Origin of the sequence: Nocardia sp. CA-119907 (assembly GCF_050955995.1) — a bacterium.
In the GTDB taxonomy this organism is placed as follows: domain Bacteria; phylum Actinomycetota; class Actinomycetes; order Mycobacteriales; family Mycobacteriaceae; genus Nocardia.
In genome coordinates this window covers 1,974,466-1,989,711 of sequence record NZ_CP192091.1, presented here as the reverse complement: position 1 = coordinate 1,989,711, position 15,246 = coordinate 1,974,466, and the positions used below count along the sequence as shown (strand labels likewise).

At 66.2% G+C, this 15,246-nt stretch carries 16 protein-coding genes; 7 read left to right on the top strand and 9 right to left on the bottom strand.

What is annotated here, in order from left to right:
- Nucleotides 1–11: 11 nt before the first annotated feature.
- Complete coding sequence (locus ACQP2D_RS08875) at nt 12–2,246, bottom strand: LuxR C-terminal-related transcriptional regulator (protein ID WP_433683220.1); 2,235 nt, start codon at nt 2,244–2,246, stop codon at nt 12–14.
- A gap of 285 nt (nt 2,247–2,531) precedes the next feature.
- Between ACQP2D_RS08875 and ACQP2D_RS08870 the strand changes: the two genes are divergently transcribed.
- Both ACQP2D_RS08870 and ACQP2D_RS08865 read left to right on the top strand, forming a co-directional pair.
- Nucleotides 2,532–3,068 carry a chorismate--pyruvate lyase family protein gene (locus tag ACQP2D_RS08870; RefSeq protein ID WP_433683219.1) on the top strand — a complete coding sequence of 179 codons (537 nt, stop codon included), beginning with the start codon at nt 2,532–2,534 and terminating at the stop codon, nt 3,066–3,068.
- A 125-nt stretch (nt 3,069–3,193) separates the two neighbouring features.
- Nucleotides 3,194–4,039 (top strand): AMP-binding protein, encoded by an 846-nt coding sequence (locus ACQP2D_RS08865; RefSeq protein ID WP_433683218.1) that lies wholly within the window; start codon nt 3,194–3,196, stop codon nt 4,037–4,039.
- A 7-nt stretch (nt 4,040–4,046) separates the two neighbouring features.
- Here the strand turns inward: ACQP2D_RS08865 and ACQP2D_RS08860 are convergent, their stop codons facing one another.
- Both ACQP2D_RS08860 and ACQP2D_RS08855 read right to left on the bottom strand, forming a co-directional pair.
- The gene (locus tag ACQP2D_RS08860) at nt 4,047–4,712 is read right to left on the bottom strand and encodes a response regulator (protein ID WP_433683217.1); all 666 of its coding nucleotides are present in this window, start codon (nt 4,710–4,712) and stop codon (nt 4,047–4,049) included.
- Nucleotides 4,709–5,872, bottom strand: a complete 1,164-nt coding sequence (locus ACQP2D_RS08855; RefSeq protein WP_433685589.1) for a sensor histidine kinase — start codon at nt 5,870–5,872, stop codon at nt 4,709–4,711. The genes ACQP2D_RS08860 and ACQP2D_RS08855 overlap by 4 nt, the downstream gene beginning before the upstream one ends.
- A 223-nt stretch (nt 5,873–6,095) precedes the next feature.
- Between ACQP2D_RS08855 and ACQP2D_RS08850 the strand changes: the two genes are divergently transcribed.
- Nucleotides 6,096–6,980: a sterol desaturase family protein gene (locus tag ACQP2D_RS08850; protein WP_433683216.1), complete on the top strand. Its 885-nt coding sequence runs from the start codon at nt 6,096–6,098 to the stop codon at nt 6,978–6,980.
- A 9-nt stretch (nt 6,981–6,989) separates the two neighbouring features.
- Here the strand turns inward: ACQP2D_RS08850 and ACQP2D_RS08845 are convergent, their stop codons facing one another.
- A complete protein-coding gene (locus ACQP2D_RS08845) occupies nt 6,990–7,796 on the bottom strand; it encodes an SgcJ/EcaC family oxidoreductase (RefSeq protein ID WP_433683215.1) in 807 nt (268 codons plus the stop codon).
- Nucleotides 7,797–7,898: 102 nt separating this feature from the next.
- On the opposite strand from ACQP2D_RS08845, the gene ACQP2D_RS08840 reads away from it, so the two are divergent.
- The gene (locus tag ACQP2D_RS08840) at nt 7,899–8,690 is read left to right on the top strand and encodes a 3-oxo-5-alpha-steroid 4-dehydrogenase (RefSeq protein ID WP_433683214.1); all 792 of its coding nucleotides are present in this window, start codon (nt 7,899–7,901) and stop codon (nt 8,688–8,690) included.
- 19 nt (nt 8,691–8,709) lie between these two features.
- The gene (locus tag ACQP2D_RS08835; protein ID WP_433683213.1) at nt 8,710–9,534 is read left to right on the top strand and encodes an amidohydrolase family protein; all 825 of its coding nucleotides are present in this window, start codon (nt 8,710–8,712) and stop codon (nt 9,532–9,534) included.
- 97 nt (nt 9,535–9,631) lie between these two features.
- Here ACQP2D_RS08835 and ACQP2D_RS08830 read toward each other — a convergent pair whose 3' ends face one another.
- Both ACQP2D_RS08830 and ACQP2D_RS08825 read right to left on the bottom strand, forming a co-directional pair.
- Nucleotides 9,632–10,087, bottom strand: coding sequence for a DUF2231 domain-containing protein (locus ACQP2D_RS08830; protein ID WP_433683212.1), 456 nt, complete (start codon nt 10,085–10,087; stop codon nt 9,632–9,634).
- A 296-nt stretch (nt 10,088–10,383) separates the two neighbouring features.
- Nucleotides 10,384–11,625 carry a PucR family transcriptional regulator gene (locus ACQP2D_RS08825; protein ID WP_433683211.1) on the bottom strand — a complete coding sequence of 414 codons (1,242 nt, stop codon included), beginning with the start codon at nt 11,623–11,625 and terminating at the stop codon, nt 10,384–10,386.
- A 324-nt stretch (nt 11,626–11,949) separates the two neighbouring features.
- Here ACQP2D_RS08825 and ACQP2D_RS08820 point away from each other — a divergent pair, with 324 nt between their 5' ends.
- Nucleotides 11,950–13,278 carry a lipase family protein gene (locus ACQP2D_RS08820; RefSeq protein ID WP_433683210.1) on the top strand — a complete coding sequence of 443 codons (1,329 nt, stop codon included), beginning with the start codon at nt 11,950–11,952 and terminating at the stop codon, nt 13,276–13,278.
- A gap of 175 nt (nt 13,279–13,453) precedes the next feature.
- Here ACQP2D_RS08820 and ACQP2D_RS08815 read toward each other — a convergent pair whose 3' ends face one another.
- On the bottom strand, nt 13,454–14,053 hold the full coding sequence (locus ACQP2D_RS08815; protein ID WP_433683209.1) for a TetR/AcrR family transcriptional regulator: 600 nt from the start codon (nt 14,051–14,053) through the stop codon (nt 13,454–13,456).
- A gap of 30 nt (nt 14,054–14,083) precedes the next feature.
- Here ACQP2D_RS08815 and ACQP2D_RS08810 point away from each other — a divergent pair, with 30 nt between their 5' ends.
- On the top strand, nt 14,084–14,431 hold the full coding sequence (locus ACQP2D_RS08810; protein WP_433683208.1) for a DUF6463 family protein: 348 nt from the start codon (nt 14,084–14,086) through the stop codon (nt 14,429–14,431).
- 123 nt (nt 14,432–14,554) lie between these two features.
- Here ACQP2D_RS08810 and ACQP2D_RS08805 read toward each other — a convergent pair whose 3' ends face one another.
- Together ACQP2D_RS08805 and ACQP2D_RS08800 are read right to left on the bottom strand one after the other, a co-directional pair.
- Nucleotides 14,555–14,929 (bottom strand): hypothetical protein, encoded by a 375-nt coding sequence (locus ACQP2D_RS08805; RefSeq protein WP_433683207.1) that lies wholly within the window; start codon nt 14,927–14,929, stop codon nt 14,555–14,557.
- Nucleotides 14,926–15,216, bottom strand: coding sequence for a hypothetical protein (locus ACQP2D_RS08800; RefSeq protein WP_433683206.1), 291 nt, complete (start codon nt 15,214–15,216; stop codon nt 14,926–14,928). The genes ACQP2D_RS08805 and ACQP2D_RS08800 overlap by 4 nt, the downstream gene beginning before the upstream one ends.
- Nucleotides 15,217–15,246 lie beyond the last annotated feature (30 nt).

Genomic DNA, 15,246 nt, shown 5'->3' with positions numbered 1-15,246 from the left:
GCGCGGCCGGTTCAGCATTTGGTGCTCAACATGAAGCGCAGCTCGGTTCGCCTGCGTACCTTCAACTTCCGGTACACCCGGGTCAGATGCTGTTCGACGGTGCTGGTGGTGATCTCCAATTCCTCGGCGATCTCTCTGTTGCGCAACCCTTTTGCCGCCATCTCCGCCACCCGGTGTTCGGCCGCGCTCAACGATCCGATATCCAGTGCCTCGGTAGTGCGCACCGGTACTGCCGCATCCGATTGGTCACCGGACAGTCGCCGTGACAGCGGCTCCGCCCCGCAGTGCACGGCTAGGCGCAGCGCCGAACGACGCAGCGACCGGGAGCGGTCCACCTCGCCGAGCAATTCGTAGGTCCGGCCGAGATCCGCGAGCACCGTGGCCAATTCGAGCCGATCGTCACTGTGCCGGGCGATCGTCTCGGCCTGGCGCAGCAGCGCGACCCGGTCCGACGGGTCGACGGTGGCCGCGATCAGCCGCAGCGATACCGCGCCGGTGCCGTGCCTGCGCGCATCACCGAGGCGAACCAGGTGCCGCTCGGCGAAACCACGCGCCCGAATCAGGTCACCGGCCACCAGATAGCCGAGCGCGACATCGTTGCGCCAGGGCACCAGGGCGGGCAGATCCATATTCCAGCGCCGCATCAGGGAACCGCAGAGCTGGAAGTCCAGCAGCGCGTCCTCGACCCGCTCGGTCGCCAAGGCGAGATGGCCGCGGGCGTGCAGATAGGGCAGCGCGAGCCGGGAGTCGAACAGGCTCAATGGCACCTCCCGATCCAGCTGGGCCTGCGCCTCGGCGAAGCGGCCCGCCGCGGTGAGCGCACGCACGTAACACCACAGCGGCCGGCCGACCACAGTGCCCAGATTGCCCGCGGGCACCTGGTTCAACGCCTGCACCGCGTAATCGGCGGCATCGTCCAATCTGCCCTGGCGCAGCGCGATCTCCGCGCGCAGCCCCGCGAAGATCGCCTGCCAGGTCGGCGAGGAGCGGGCCACCGATTCGGCGAGCAGGGCATCGCACCACGCGGTCGCGACTTCCAACTTGTCGGCGTAGATGAGGCCCTCCAACGCCGTTGTGAGGGCCTCGACGGTGGCGGAGTCCAACCGATGTCGCGACAGTAGCTGATGTGCCATCGGCACCGTCGCCGCGCGTCCGGCGTCGGAGGCAATGGCGGTCAGCAGGTTCGCGGCGAGCAGATGGACCGAGGACGTCGCGTCGGCGCTGCCCGCGGGCGGCACCGGAACGGGCCGGCTCGGGATCGGTTGGCGCAGTGGCAGTTCGGGGTAGGTGTAGGCGATCCAGGACCGTAGGAAGGTGAGTTCGTCGCGGTCTTGCGCCCCGCCATCGGCGTGGTCGGGTCGCGAATCACGTTCCAGCAGTAACCATGCCGTGCGCGCGTCGTCCATTCGCCCGTGCCAGAGCAGATATCGCACCGCGGCGTGCAGCGCGGGCGCCGACAACGTGCCCGCGCGCACGGCGGCATGCAGTCTGGCGAAATTCCTGGTGGCGGTCGATGGATTGACCCGCCATTCGATCGAGGCGAGCACGGCCGCGATCTCGGCCCGTTCGGCCGGAGCGACGGCGGTGCGGTAAGCCAGCTCCAAACACTGCACCGCGCGGTCGATTTCATCCAATGCCAATGCCTCGTCGGCGGCGGCGCGCAGAATCGCGGGCGCCCATGAATGCCGCGTCTCCCCGGATCGCACCAGATGTTCGGCGACCGTCGCCGCGGGCGCGTCCAGGTCGTACAGCGCTGCCGCGGCCCGATGGTGCAACTGTCTGCGGGCATCGACCCGCATGCCGCGCAGTACGCACCGACCGACCTCCCGATGCCGAAAGCGGCCCGCCTCGACCAGCCCGTTCACCGTCAGCTGCGCGATGATCCGATCCACCGCCGCCGGATCCTGGTGCAGCACAGTGGCTATGGTCTCGGGCGCACTCGCCGCACCGAGCACCGCGATGGCCTCACCGACCCGCATATGCTCCACGCCGCCGCGCCGCAGGCGGTGCACGACCGCCTCACCGATATCGCTGACCGCGTGTCGGCCGACCTCCTCGCGCAGCGCGGCACGCGCACCCGTCCGAATCGGACCTTCGCAGACCTCGGTGAAAATATCGTCGGCCAGCGCCGCGGACAGACCCGTCGCCCTGTTCAGCACCGGAACGGGATTGCCGACAACGGGGCTCGGATTCTTCCAGGCGGGCGGCGAGGGCTGCTTCCGCGCGGGCGGATCGAGTTCTCCCATATTATGTCCCAGAATCGCAGGCGAATTGCATGGCAACGTCACGGCGGCTCTGTCGCAACTCAACACACACATTAGTAGCAGATCATCAACTGTCGCTACATCATTCAACACCCAAGGAAACCTCACCCCGAGATTGCTGTCAAGGCATAGTGAATCAGCAGACAGCTCGTAATAGGGGACGCTTTAGGGGTTTCTGCGCCACAGCGTCTTTCGCCAAACTCACCACATGAGACACAAACGCACCCCGGCGGGTCTTCCGCACCGGGCCGACCGAGCAGCACCACAATGCTGACCGATTTCGCGGCCGATGTGCTGGTGCGCAGGCATTTTCACGCACCATCCGCGCGCCCGTCCGGTTGGCACGACGTCTCCGCCGCGACCCTGAGCTCCTATCACCGCAGCGTGCTCCTGACCGACGGCACCGTGACCCGCACGCTGGAGGCGCATGTGCTCGAACCGGTCGAGGCGCGGTGCACCGCCCAGCGGGAAACCACCGCCGCCGCCGATCGCGACGGCTGGCTCGATGTCCCGCCCGAGGAGAAAGTGCTGGTACGCAAGGTCGACCTGATCGGCGCGCGCACCGGAACCCGATACGCCAGAGCGGAATCCCTGATCGCACTCGGCCGCTTGCCCGCGGCATTCTCGGCCGCACTGGAGACCGAATCGGCGGGCATCGGCGGCGCACTGCAGACCACATCGTCGGAGTCGTATCGGCAACTGCTGTTCTACGGCCGCACCAGCGATGCGGTGTGCGCCCGCTGTTATCGCATCTACATTAACCGGCGACCGGCACTGGTGATCCGCGAGTGGTTCCTGCGCTGAGCTAGCAGGAACCTGCTATTTCGACGCGCGCCGAGTCGTATCCAAAAGATAAGCGATATAAAGCAATTAATCGGCGATCAACCGGGGGTGAAATGTTTCGGACTCAACTACTTCGCCCGGTCCCGATGTTGTTGGCGCAACGGGCACTACATTCCGGTGCCGAGATCGCATTCGAGGACCGATTAAGGGCCGTCGACTATCGCACACTGGAGGCCCGCACGGCACGAATGGCGGGTCATCTGATCGCGGCGGGGCTGCGTCCCGGCGATCGTGTTGTGGTCTGTCTCGGCAATCGGGTCGAATCGGTGGAAACCACCATCGCGGTGACCCGCGCGGGGTGCGTCGGCATCCCGGTGAGCCCGAATCTCGGCGATGCCGAACTGCGGTGGCTCATCGGGCAGAACCGGCCCACCGCCGTCTTCGCCACCTCCCTGTCCGAGGGACTCCTACACGCACACCGGCCGCGAGCGCCTTTGACGGTAGTCGTCCCCGAAGACGGCAGCACGACATCAATTCCGGGGTGGTGCGCGCACTTCGAGGATCTGGCCAGCACCGAGCCCACCGCGCTGCCCCGCGACGACTACGGCATCGACGATCCGGCGTGGATTCTCTATTCCCGTCGCACCCACGCTCGACCCGCGGAAGTGGTCGCGACCCAACGCAGTTCGGTCTGGTCGGTCCTGTCCTGCTTCCAGCGCATGTTCGCCGGAGGCGGGCTGCATCCACTGCCGGTGCCGCTGTCCTTCGGCTACGCGCACATCCTGTGCATCCTCGGCGTCATCGCACTGGGCGGCAGCGCCCGGCTGGCCGGATTCCTCCCCGACGAAGTGCTCGACCAGGCCGGTGGACACGACTACACGCTGCTGGCCGGAATCGACGCGCCCGCACGGGTCTGCCTCACCGCGGGCCTGGCCGGCGGTCCCGCCGAACTACTGCGCCAGGCACCACTGCTCAATCTCCTCGTGCCGTAATGCCGCCCTAACGGCCGTGTATGGGGGCGACCAGACCGTGCTGGTGTGCGTAGACGACCGCGTGAATGCGATCGCGCACACCGAGTTTCGCGAGTATCCGGGAAACATGGGTCTTCACCGTTTCCTCGCCGACCCCGAGGGCCGCCGCGATCTCGGCATTGCTGCGCGCATCGGCCAAGAGCAGCAACACTTCTCGCTCCCGCGCGGTGAGTTGTTCCACCTCCGGCGGGGTGCGCGGCGGCGCGAGGGTGCCAGCGAAGCGCGATATCAGCCGCCGTGTCATCGACGGATCGATCAGGGCATCGCCGCGGGCCGCGATGCGAATGGCGGCCACCAGTTCTTCCGGCGGCAGACTTTTCAGCAGGAACCCGCTGGCTCCCGACTGGAGCGCGCGGTAGAGGTTGGCCTCGCTGTCGTAGGTGGTGAGCACCAGGACGCGGGTGCCGCCCGCCGCGACAATGGCCGCGGTCGCCGCGAGTCCGTCCAGCTTCGGCATCCGCACATCCAGAATCGCGACATCCGGTCGCAGCCGGGCGGTTTCGGCGATGGCGGCGCGGCCGTCGCCGACCTCGGCGACACATTCGAGATCGGCCTGACTGTCGACCACGGCGCGCAGTCCGGAGCGGAACATGCTGTGGTCGTCGGCGATCAGCACGCGCACCGGTGCGTTCACGATCCTCCGATCGGTAGGGCGACCCAGGTGTGCCACCGGGTTTCGGCTTTGTCCGGGCCGAATTCCAGTTCGCCGCCGAATAATTCGGCACGCTGGCGGATCCCGCCGAGACCGCGGTGCGCGGTCGCGTCGTCCACGTCGACGGTCGCGGCGAGCGGGTTGACCGTCTCCAGCACCACGCGGTTCGGCTGGTAGTCGACGAGCAGTTCCGCGTGCGCGCCGTCGCCGTGGCGCAGGGCGTTGGTCAGCATCTCCTGCACGATGCGATACAGCGTCAGGTTCAGCGAATCCGGCAGCTCGACCGCGGCACCGCGCACGGTGAATTCGACGGCCAAACCGGCCGCGCGCACCCGTTCCAGCAGGTCATCGATATCGGCCAGGCCGGGCTGACGCTGACCGTCTTCCTCGCGTCCGTGCAGCAGGTCGAGCTGGCGGCGCAGGTCGACCATGGCCGCGCGGCTGCTCGATTCCACCGCGGACAGCGAGCGGGTGGCGGCGGCATTGCCGCGGTCGGCCATGGCGATTCGGGCAGCACCGGCGTGGATGCCGATGGCGCTGACGTGATGGGAGATCACATCGTGCAGATCCCGGGCAATGGCGGCGCGTTCCTCGGTGAGCGCGCGGGCGAGCGCGGTCCGCTGCTCCTGTTCGCGCAGTTTGGCCTGCTGCTCGAGATCGGCGATATAGGCACCGCGTGCCGCCGTGTACCGCCCGACCAGCCACGGCACCACCCCGACCGACACCGCCGATGCCAGCAACAGCCGCCAATCGTGCGAGGTACTGCTGCCGACCAGCAGATGCGCGGCCGCGCAGCCGGTGCACATGGTGATGACGGTCGCCACCGATTTCGGGCCGGTCATCCAGGCGCCGGCCCGATATCCGGCCACCAGGAATCCGACATCGGCGAATCGGGCGGTGAAACCGTGCCGGTGCAGCATCACGGCCTCGACCAGCCGCAGCGCCACCTGGACAATGGCCACCACACCGGCGGTGCGCGGCGGCGCCGCCAGCGCGAGATCCGCCGCGACGATCCCGATCAGCACCGCGCTCGCCTGCCACGGCGCCACCGAGAAGATCCCGTTCAGCACCAGCATCGAGGCATCGACGGCCGCGGCAACCACCGCGACCACCAGCGACTGGCGCGCCAGCGACCTGCTCACATCCAACAGTTCGCCACCACCTTCGCACTATCCGAGAAGTCCGGGTCGAGCCGTCCGCGGGCGATCCTACCCAGCATTCGCCCCGGCGCTCTGGACCGCACTCTGCCCGCATGCGCGGCGCGACGCATCCCCCGCGCGAGGGACGGCCGATCCCTCGTCAGCGCGATGTTTGCGCAGGCCAGCGACCGTAACGTGGCGGTGAGCAGCGAGCGGAGGAGACATTGTGATCAGTGGGCAGTTATTCATCTACGCCATACCGGCGTTCGCCGTACTCATGTTCGTGGAGTGGATCGAATATCGCCGCGATCCGGATCGCCCGGCCAATGGCCACTCCGGGCGGGATATGGCCGCCAATATCACCACCTACCTGCTCGGCCGATTCCTGAAGCCGGTGGCTCAGTATCTGATTCCGTTCTCTGCGGTGGTGCTCGCCGCCGCGATCACACCGCTGCATCTTTCGTCGCACAGCTGGTGGGTGTGGGTGCTCGGGCTGGTGGTCACCGATTTCTGCTACTACTGGGCGCATCGCGCCGATCATCGGGTCCGGCTGCTGTGGACCTCGCACAGCGTTCATCACTCCAGCGAGTACTTCAACCTCTCCACCGCCATCCGCCTGCCATGGGTGCATCCGGTGGCCAGCGTGGTACGCGGATTCGCCTGGGTGCCAGCGGCTTTGATCGGTCTCCCGGCGTGGATGATCTTCCTGCTGCAGGCCATCGGGCTGCTCTATCAGTTCCCGATCCACACCCAGCGCATCGATACCCTGCCACGCCCGATCGAGTTCCTGTTCAATACCCCGGCCCACCACCGGATCCACCACGGTTCGAATCAGCCCTATATCGATAAGAACTACGGCGGGGTCTTCATCATCTGGGACCGCATGTTCGGCAGTTTCGCCGCGCAGAGCGAACCCATTCGCTACGGCCTCACCAAGAACATCGGCACCGATAACCCGCTGAAGATCAACTATCACGAACTCGGTGCACTGATCAGCGATGTGCGCCACGCGAATACGTGGAAGGGCCGTCTCGGCTACATCTTCGGTCCGCCCGGATGGTCCGAGAACACGCAGGCCGACAGTGCGCCCGCGCTGGAATCAGCCACGTGAGACGCGGTCTCAGCTCGAGTGGGTGAACATGCGGATCGCGGTGATGCGCCGGGTATCGGTGGCGAATTCGACGAAGGCGACGCCATGGGCCGAATCGAGCCGGACGCTCGCACTCACCGTTCGACCGGCGGCGATCAGCTTGTCCCACTGCATATTTCGGGTGCGGTTGGTGAATTCCTCGAGTGAGATCCTGGTTCCCGCGGGCAGTTCGATAATGGTGCGCTCACCGAGCAGTCGCCGCACCCGCGCGATATCGGTGGACGCCGCGGCCGAGAACAGCTCGGCCGCAGTGCGTTTGCCCGCTCGGCCGACCCCGCGCAGCGCCCGCATCATGCCGAGCATGCCGCCGAAGCCTTGGTTGGCGATCAGCTGTGGACCCAACTTCAGTGCCGCACCCAGTCCGGGCAGGCCGGTGCGCAGCAACTGCACGATCATCGCGGCCAATTCCCAATGCGCGGCCAGCCGGGCGATCTTCCAGACGCCGTCTTCCTCGATGAGGTCGTAGCGCAGATGCATCGGGACGGCCACGGTGGCGCCGGTCGACATGGTGGTCCGGATCAGCAGGTCGCGAACCACCGTCGACGGGCCGATGAAGTCGTGGTCGATCTGGAATGCGATGGTGTTCGGGCCGATGAAGGTGTCGTAGAACCGTTCGATCGCGGCGCGGCCGATATGCGGGCTCGATCCGACCGGATCGTTGACGGTCGCGTCGGCGGCGAACAGGTCGACCCAGGCCGCCTTATCGTGTGCCGCCACCGCGCGCGGCGACGCCTCGACGGCCGCGAGCAGGTCTTTGGCGGTGGAATCCAGCGGCATGACAGTTCCTCCTAGTTGCTGCGTCACATGGTAGAACATGTTCTAATTTTGGCGCCGCGGGTTCCGCAGAACCGCCCGGCGTCCCGCCCGACAAGGACTCCTATGGATTGGTACACCGGCAATACCGCCTACGACACCGTGCTGACGATCGCCTTCGCCTTCGCGGCGTTCGTGCTGATCGGCGGCCTATTCGCCCAAAGCCCCTACGGCCGCTTCGGTACCACCAAGATAGGCTTCAACCTCAACCCGAAGCTCGGCTGGTGGTTGATGGAGATTCCGGCGACGGTGGTCTTCGCGGTGTTCTACCTGACCGGCCCGGACCGCTTCGAACCGACCTCGCTGGTGCTGGCCGCGATCTGGGTGCTGCACTACGGCAACCGCGGCTGGTTCTTCCCCTTGGCCATCCGCCAGGTCCCGGGCAAGCGCAGCAGCTTCAATGTGTCGGTGATCGCCGCGGGCATGTTCGTCACCGCGCTGCACGGCTACCTCAACGGCGCCCTCTTCAGCCACGACTACCTGCACCAGTACGGCACCGACTGGCTGACCGATCCGCGGTTCCTGGTCGGTCTGGTCATCTACCTCGGCGGCTTCGCACTGCTGGTCCGCTCCGAGTCGATCGTGCGCAATCTGCGCGATAAGGACGATCCGGGCGCGACCGAGTACCGGATTCCGCACGGCGCGGGCTTCCGGTTCGTCACCAGCCCCGCCTATCTCGCCGAACTGATCGCCTGGGCCGGATTCGCACTGCTCACCTGGTCGCTGGCGGGTGTGGTCATCTTCTTGATCACCGCGGGCAATCTGGTCCCCCGAGCCTTCGCCACCCACAGGTGGTACCGGGAGAAGTTCCCCGACTATCCGGCCGATCGAAAGGCATTGATCCCCTTCGTCTGCTGAGGAGTCATACAGTGGCGTGATGGCGATCATCGATGCGTGGGCCCAGCATCCGACGGTGCGGCTACTCCAGCACGAAATGCTCGACTCCCTGCGCCGCTGGACCGGTGACACGATTCCGACCCAACCGCCGCCGGTCTCGACAACGCTGGCGGCCATGGACGCGGGCGGCGTCGACACCGCCTTGATCAGTGCCTGGTACGGCCCCGAAGGCGCGCTGATCTCCAATGACGAGGTGGCCGGTTTCGTCGCCGAATCCAACGGCAGGCTGGTCGGCGTGGCCTCGGTCGACCTCCGCAAACCGATGGTCGCGGTGCGCGAACTGCGCCGCGCGGTAACCGAATTGGGTATGAAGGCACTGCGCATCGTGCCGTGGCTCTGGGGACTGCCCCCGAACGACCGCCACTACTACCCGCTCTACGCCGAATGCGTCGAGCTCGGCATCCCGTTCTGCACCCAGGTCGGCCACACCGGCCCCCTACGCACCTCCGAAACCGGCCGCCCCATACCCTACCTCGACGATGTCGCCCTGGACTTCCCCGAACTGGTCATTGTCGGCGGCCACATCGGCTACCCCTGGACCACCGAAATGATCGCGATGGCAACAAAATACGAGAACATCTACATCGACACCTCCGCCTACACGATCCGCAGATACCCGCCAGAATTGGTGTCCTACCTGAAATCCCACGGCCGCACCAAGGTCCTCTTCGGCACCAACTACCCCATGATCCCGCCCCGACAAGCCCTCGCAGGGCTGGATGACCTGGACCTGGACGCCGAGTCCCGCGACCTGTTCCTCTCCACCAACGCCACCCGCATCTTCAACCTGACCAAGTCCCCCTGAAGACACCCGTAGCTGAGCCCCCGAAGCGCTCACGAGAATGCTCTGGTGCAGGTAAACGTCGAGTAGCGACCTGCACCAGCGCATTCTCGCGGGGTGATTACTGGGCTCCCCATACGGCGTGGGCGCCGGAGTCGCCTACTCGGTAGATCTGTACGAGTGCGGCACTGCCTGCGAATATTGCTAGTGCGGCGACCAGTGCGGTGAGCGGGCGGCCTAGCGGTTTTCCGCGTTCGTCGCGGAGGTGGACGATGATCAGCAGGGCCGTGACCAGTAGGAGCCCGAGGACGAAGTAGATCATCGTGTTGCCGAGGTCTGCGTGCTTATCGATTGCGGGGGAGCCGCCCAGTTTGTGTTGAAGCCACTCGCCTGCGTCGGTTGTGATGGGGGTCAGTGCGACGGTGATCGCGGCCAGGGCGGTGATCAGCCAGATCAGGCGGCGGCGGGCGGCGGGCCAGAGGGCGGACAGGATCAGCAGGACCGCGGTCAGCGGGACGAAAACGACAATGATATGGACCAGCAGCACATGCGCGGGTAGACCGTTGATCGTCGACATGAGGTGCACTCCTGAAGTTCTCGACCGCCTGAGCAGTTCCGGCCCAAGTATTTCCCTCACCTCACGTTCCACCGCGCCGACAGGTTCATTTCACGGATGTCCGGACGTCCGCCGCGGCGATGTGTCCACGGCGGGATGCAGCCGGTGCGGCGCCGGGTTCCATCGGTCGACCGCACCGGATCGAGCATCGGAATGCGAAGGTCAGGCGGTACCGGTATTGCTCAGTGGCAGGCGCAACCGGACCTGTGCTCACCATGCGCCCACAATCGCACCGGGCGCATCAAGGGATCGTGAAGTCAGTCCGCCTCGACGACCTCCGCCACCTCGGCCACCGGATAGAAGCGGTGCACGGTGAGCGCCGCGGCGAGCAGCCGGGAGCCATTGGGTTCGCTCGGATCTATGCCGGTGAGTTCGGCGATGCGCTTGAGCCGATAGCTGAAGGTATTGGGGTGCACATGGACCTCGGCGGCGGCCGCCTTGCGATCGGATCCGTGCCGTAGGTGCGCCTCCAGGGCCTCGAACAGGTGCGCCCGCAAGAGCAGTGGCGCGATGCGGTCGGCCAGGCGATCCCGGGCCGGACCCGGGCGGGTCAGCTGATACTCGAGCAGCAGATCGTCGAGGTCGTACAGTCCGCTCGGCCGGTTGAGCAGCCGGGCGAGTTCGGCTAGATCGGATGCCTCCTGAACCGCGTGCGGGAGCAGATCCCGTTCCACCGCGCGGCGTTCGGCGAGGAAGACATCGACGCCGAACTGTTCGGTGAGTTCGGCGGCCAGCCGCCGATACTCCGTGGAATCGGATCCGCTCGGCAGCAGCGCGATTCCGGTCGTGCCGTCGAAGGTGCTCAGCGCCTTGGTTCCGGCGATCCCGTCCAATGCCCGCTGCAGCACCCGGATGCGGCGGCGGGTGAGCAGATCGGCGACCACGATCGGATGATCGTCCGGGCGGATGTGGATGGCGAGCACCGTATAGCGTTCCGCGAGAACGACATCCGCGCGCGCGGCCAGTTCCTCGGCGGGCTGGCCACGCAACAGGGCCGAACACAGTGCCCGGCGCGCCTCGCGTTCGGCGTGATAGATCGACTGCTCGACATCGGTATACGCCTCGACCACCGCGACATTGATATCGCGCAGCAGGTCGAGCAGCCGACCACCGAAGGCGATCAGATCGTTCATATCCTCGGGTTCGGCCATCGCCGCCGCCTCCTGCAGGATCGCCTGACCGGAGCCGTGTACCGCATGCATCAGCAGCCCGAGCGGGATGCGGTCCTCGGCATGCCGCTCGGCCACCGGGCCGACGAATTCGACCACCTCGGCCCCGGTGAACGTGCGCTGCTCCTGTAGCGCGCGCAGGAAGGCGCGGCCGCATCCGGCGATCGCGGGCAGCACCTCATCGGTGAAATGCCCGTCCGGCAGATCGGCGGCCGGTGGCGTCGATCCGAGGCCCGCGGCGAGCATGCGCTCGGCGATTTCGGGTAGCCGACGGACCAGTCGGGCGATTATCGGGGCGTCTCCGGACAACGGGGGTAGGGCAACGGGCATGACTTGCACGGTACCCAACGATGCCATTTACCAATAAATCTCGTAACCACCGGCCGGTTGTCTTCGAACACAAAATTTCCGCGGATTCTTCTCGCCCGCGTGCAGTGACAACGTGACTCGAATGACCCTGTTCACCAGCGCGTTCCACGCGCTACCGGGTGACGTCCGTCACCGTCAACTCCGTCCACGGGAGAAAAACACCCGACTCAATTGTGTTTCGGGACAATTAATTTCCGCCACCGCCGTTGCTACCTTGAGAACAGGATTCCGGCGTCATTTCAAATAAACACCGTGCCGGTGTGCCGTTCGAAAGGATGTACAGGAATGACCCTGCATGCCGACACCGGGATGGACCCGGCGCGTCCGATTGTCGAAATATTCCCATCGGAGCGACCGCTGCCGCCGGAGCTGGATCGGTTCTATCTCGCGCCCGCCGGATTCGCACGCTTCGCCCCCGGCACCGTGCTGCGCACCCGCAGGGTCGAACTGGCACTGTTCGGGCGTGTGCCACAAAAGGTTTCGGCCTGGCAGCTGCTCTACCGGACCAGCAATCTGCACGGCAGCGCGGAGACGGCCGTAACGACGGTCCTGCTGCCCTGGGGCGCCGATCCGCATCAGCCACGGCCGCTGGTCTCGTTCCAGTGCGCCATCGACGGCGTCAGTTCCAAGTGTCTGCCCTCCTACGCTCTGCGCCGCGGCGCGCGGGCACTCGGCTCGATCCCGCAGGTCGAACTGCCGGTCATCGCCTACGCACTGGCTCAGGGCTGGGCGGTATCGATTCCGGACCACGGCGGGATGGCCGGACATTTCGGGGTGCCACGCGAACCCGGCTATCGGTCCCTCGACGCGATCCGGGCGAGTCTGAGTTTCGCACCGCTCGGCCTGCCCGAATCGACTCCCGTTGCGCTGTGGGGTTATTCGGGCGGCGGACTCGCCACCGCCTGGACCGCGGAGTTGGCCGCCGAATACGCACCGGAGCTCGATATCGTCGGCGCGGTCGCCGGTTCGCCGGTCGGCGATCTCGGCTCGGCCTTCGCGCGTTTGAACGGCACCTTCTTCGCGGCCTTCTCGACGATGGCCGTAGCCGGGCTGCGGCGGGCCTACGCCGATCTGGATCGCATCCTACGCGCGCATCTCAAATCCGAATTCCTCGAGATGATCGCGGATGCCGAATCGCGCACCACACTGCACTTGTTGTTCCGGTTGATGGGCAAGAACATCGACAACTACAGCCACCGCACCTTCGCCGAACTACTCGCCGAACCCGACCTGCAGCAGATCCTGGACGATATCCGGCCCGGTGTGCAAGCGCCCGCCATGCCGTTGCTCGTCATCCAGGGGGTCAATGACGAGCTCATCGCCGTCGCCGATGTCGACCAGCATGTGGCCCGGTACGCGATCCGCGGTGCGCACGTGCGCTACCTGCGCGACCGCCTGAGCCTGCATATGCCGCTGCTGTTCATCGGCGCACCCGTCACCATGAACTGGCTAGCGGACCGATTCGACCAGCGCCCCCTGCCCGCGGCGGGCACCGAAACGGTGTGGTCGGTCGCATTCACGAAGCGAGAGGCGCTGGGCCACTTACGTTTTGCCGGATTGATGGCACGCATGCTCACCAGCAGGCCGATCCGACAGTTCCGTCGCTGCGCCTGATACCGCAACGGCACTCGGTGCTACTGCCGTGTCCGGATAGCTTCTGAGGGAACTGAGATCCGTCGAGCGCAGTCATAGGGCGGGGCGGCGGGGCGTGTCGTGCCGCGTTTCGACTGCGCTCGGCGAGTGAGCCGGACCTGATAGCGCGGCAACCGATCTGGACGGGGCACTTGGCCTAGTGGGCGGTGCGGGTCGGACGTAACTTGTGGACAACGGCAGCCGTCGCGGTGGCGGTAACCTCGTCGACCCAGTCCGGAATGGGTGCCGCGCACGCGATGTACTCACGGACCAGTCCGTAAGGAATGGCCTTGACGGCGGCCACTGCGATCGCCATGCGGTGCTCGTCGGCGTCGCCGAACTCCGCGATGACGGCGGTGCGCAGCGCGTCGTTCATTCGGTCGTTGACCGCGGTGATATCAGCGCGCAGTTCATCGGGGCCTACTTCGAGCAGTTCGTCGCGCCGGAACATTTTCATCGCACGGGCTTCGGTGGGGTTCTCACGGCAGTACCGCGGCAGGTAGATCGCGGCGGCAAGCAGCGGGTCGGCCCCGGACAGGGCGGCGACTATCCCGATCTGGAAGCGTCGGATCGAGCGCAGCCACAGTCGGGCGAGCAACTCTTCGCGGGAGGCGAAGCGCACGTAGATCGACCCCGTGGGGACGCAGGAGGCGGCGCTGATCGCGGCGATGCTCGGCCGGGTCGTCGTCGGATCGGCGAGCAGATCGCGTGCCGCGTCGAGGATCTGGTCATCGGTGAATCGCCGGGGTCTTGCCACGCGGGACAGCCTAGGGCAACATTTCGGAATGTGGATTCAAAAACTGGGTTCCCGCTCACGGGCAGTCTGCTCGCCTTCATCGGATCGGCCCACACCGTGCTCGGCGCTGCGATATGGGTGGCCGGCAAGGAGCAGACCGACCTCTCGTTCTGGTTCACCGCATTCGGAGTCGCCGCCGTATGCTTCGGGATCGCAGTGATCGAGACGGAGCGAACCCGCGGCTACGTGCCGGTGCCCGTCCTCGCCGCAATCGCCGTTCTCACCGCGTTCGGCCTCGCCTTCGAGCCCGTGTCCGGGTTCCTCACCGTCCTCGTACCCCTGGCCGTCGGCGTTCGCGGATGGGTGCGTCACCGCCGCGTCGCAGTCCCGGCCGGATAACCGAATCCCACTCGCCACGGCCGAATCGTGTCGTCGCCGCGATCTTCACGGGGGTCTTGATTCCAGTTGTCATGGTTGTTGCCGTCGGGCCCTGGGCCCGCAACTCGTGCCACCATCTGTTGGTCATCCCCCTTCTAGCGTCGTTGGCTTGACAGGGGTTTCAGCACCGCCCGCGTCGACAAACTGCAACGGGGCGTGAGGTGCGTAGGTCGCTTCGGGGTTCACAGTGTTCAGCTCGCACTGCCGTACAAGCCGTTGCGGCACTCGGCCGCCGAAGTGTTCGAGGCCCGGCGCGATCACTGCGTCGACATCGAGGGCCTGGACCACGTTCACCAGCCGTCCTTCTGGGTCGTCGGTCTCAGCAGTGAATGTCACGGTCTTGGCGAGGTCGTAGCCGAGACGTTTTGCGCGGCTGCGGATCTGGATCTCGTCCCAGTCTTGGGAGACTCCCGAGATGTCTTTGCGCAGGTAACCGATCGCGGTAGGTGTTGCCCTCACCGGCTTGCCCCGTTCGTGCTCACGGTGGCAGCGTCGTTGCGCGGCAGGAATTCTCGGTATGGCCGTGCATTGATCAGCGACCGCCCGCGGTCGGTGATCCGCCATCGGACAGGGACTGTGCGGGAACCATGAGCGAGACCGGAATCGGCGAGCCCTTGCAGCGCTGCACGCGTGGCAGCCTCGGCGCGGCCAGCGTGGCCACACAGTTCGCGCACGGTCAGCACGTGTGCGGGTTCCAGAATCGCCAGTGCGGCCAACACTTTGGCCTGTGGCTCAGTGAGCGCCATCTCACCCTCCGTCGTCGATGGTGAGGCAAC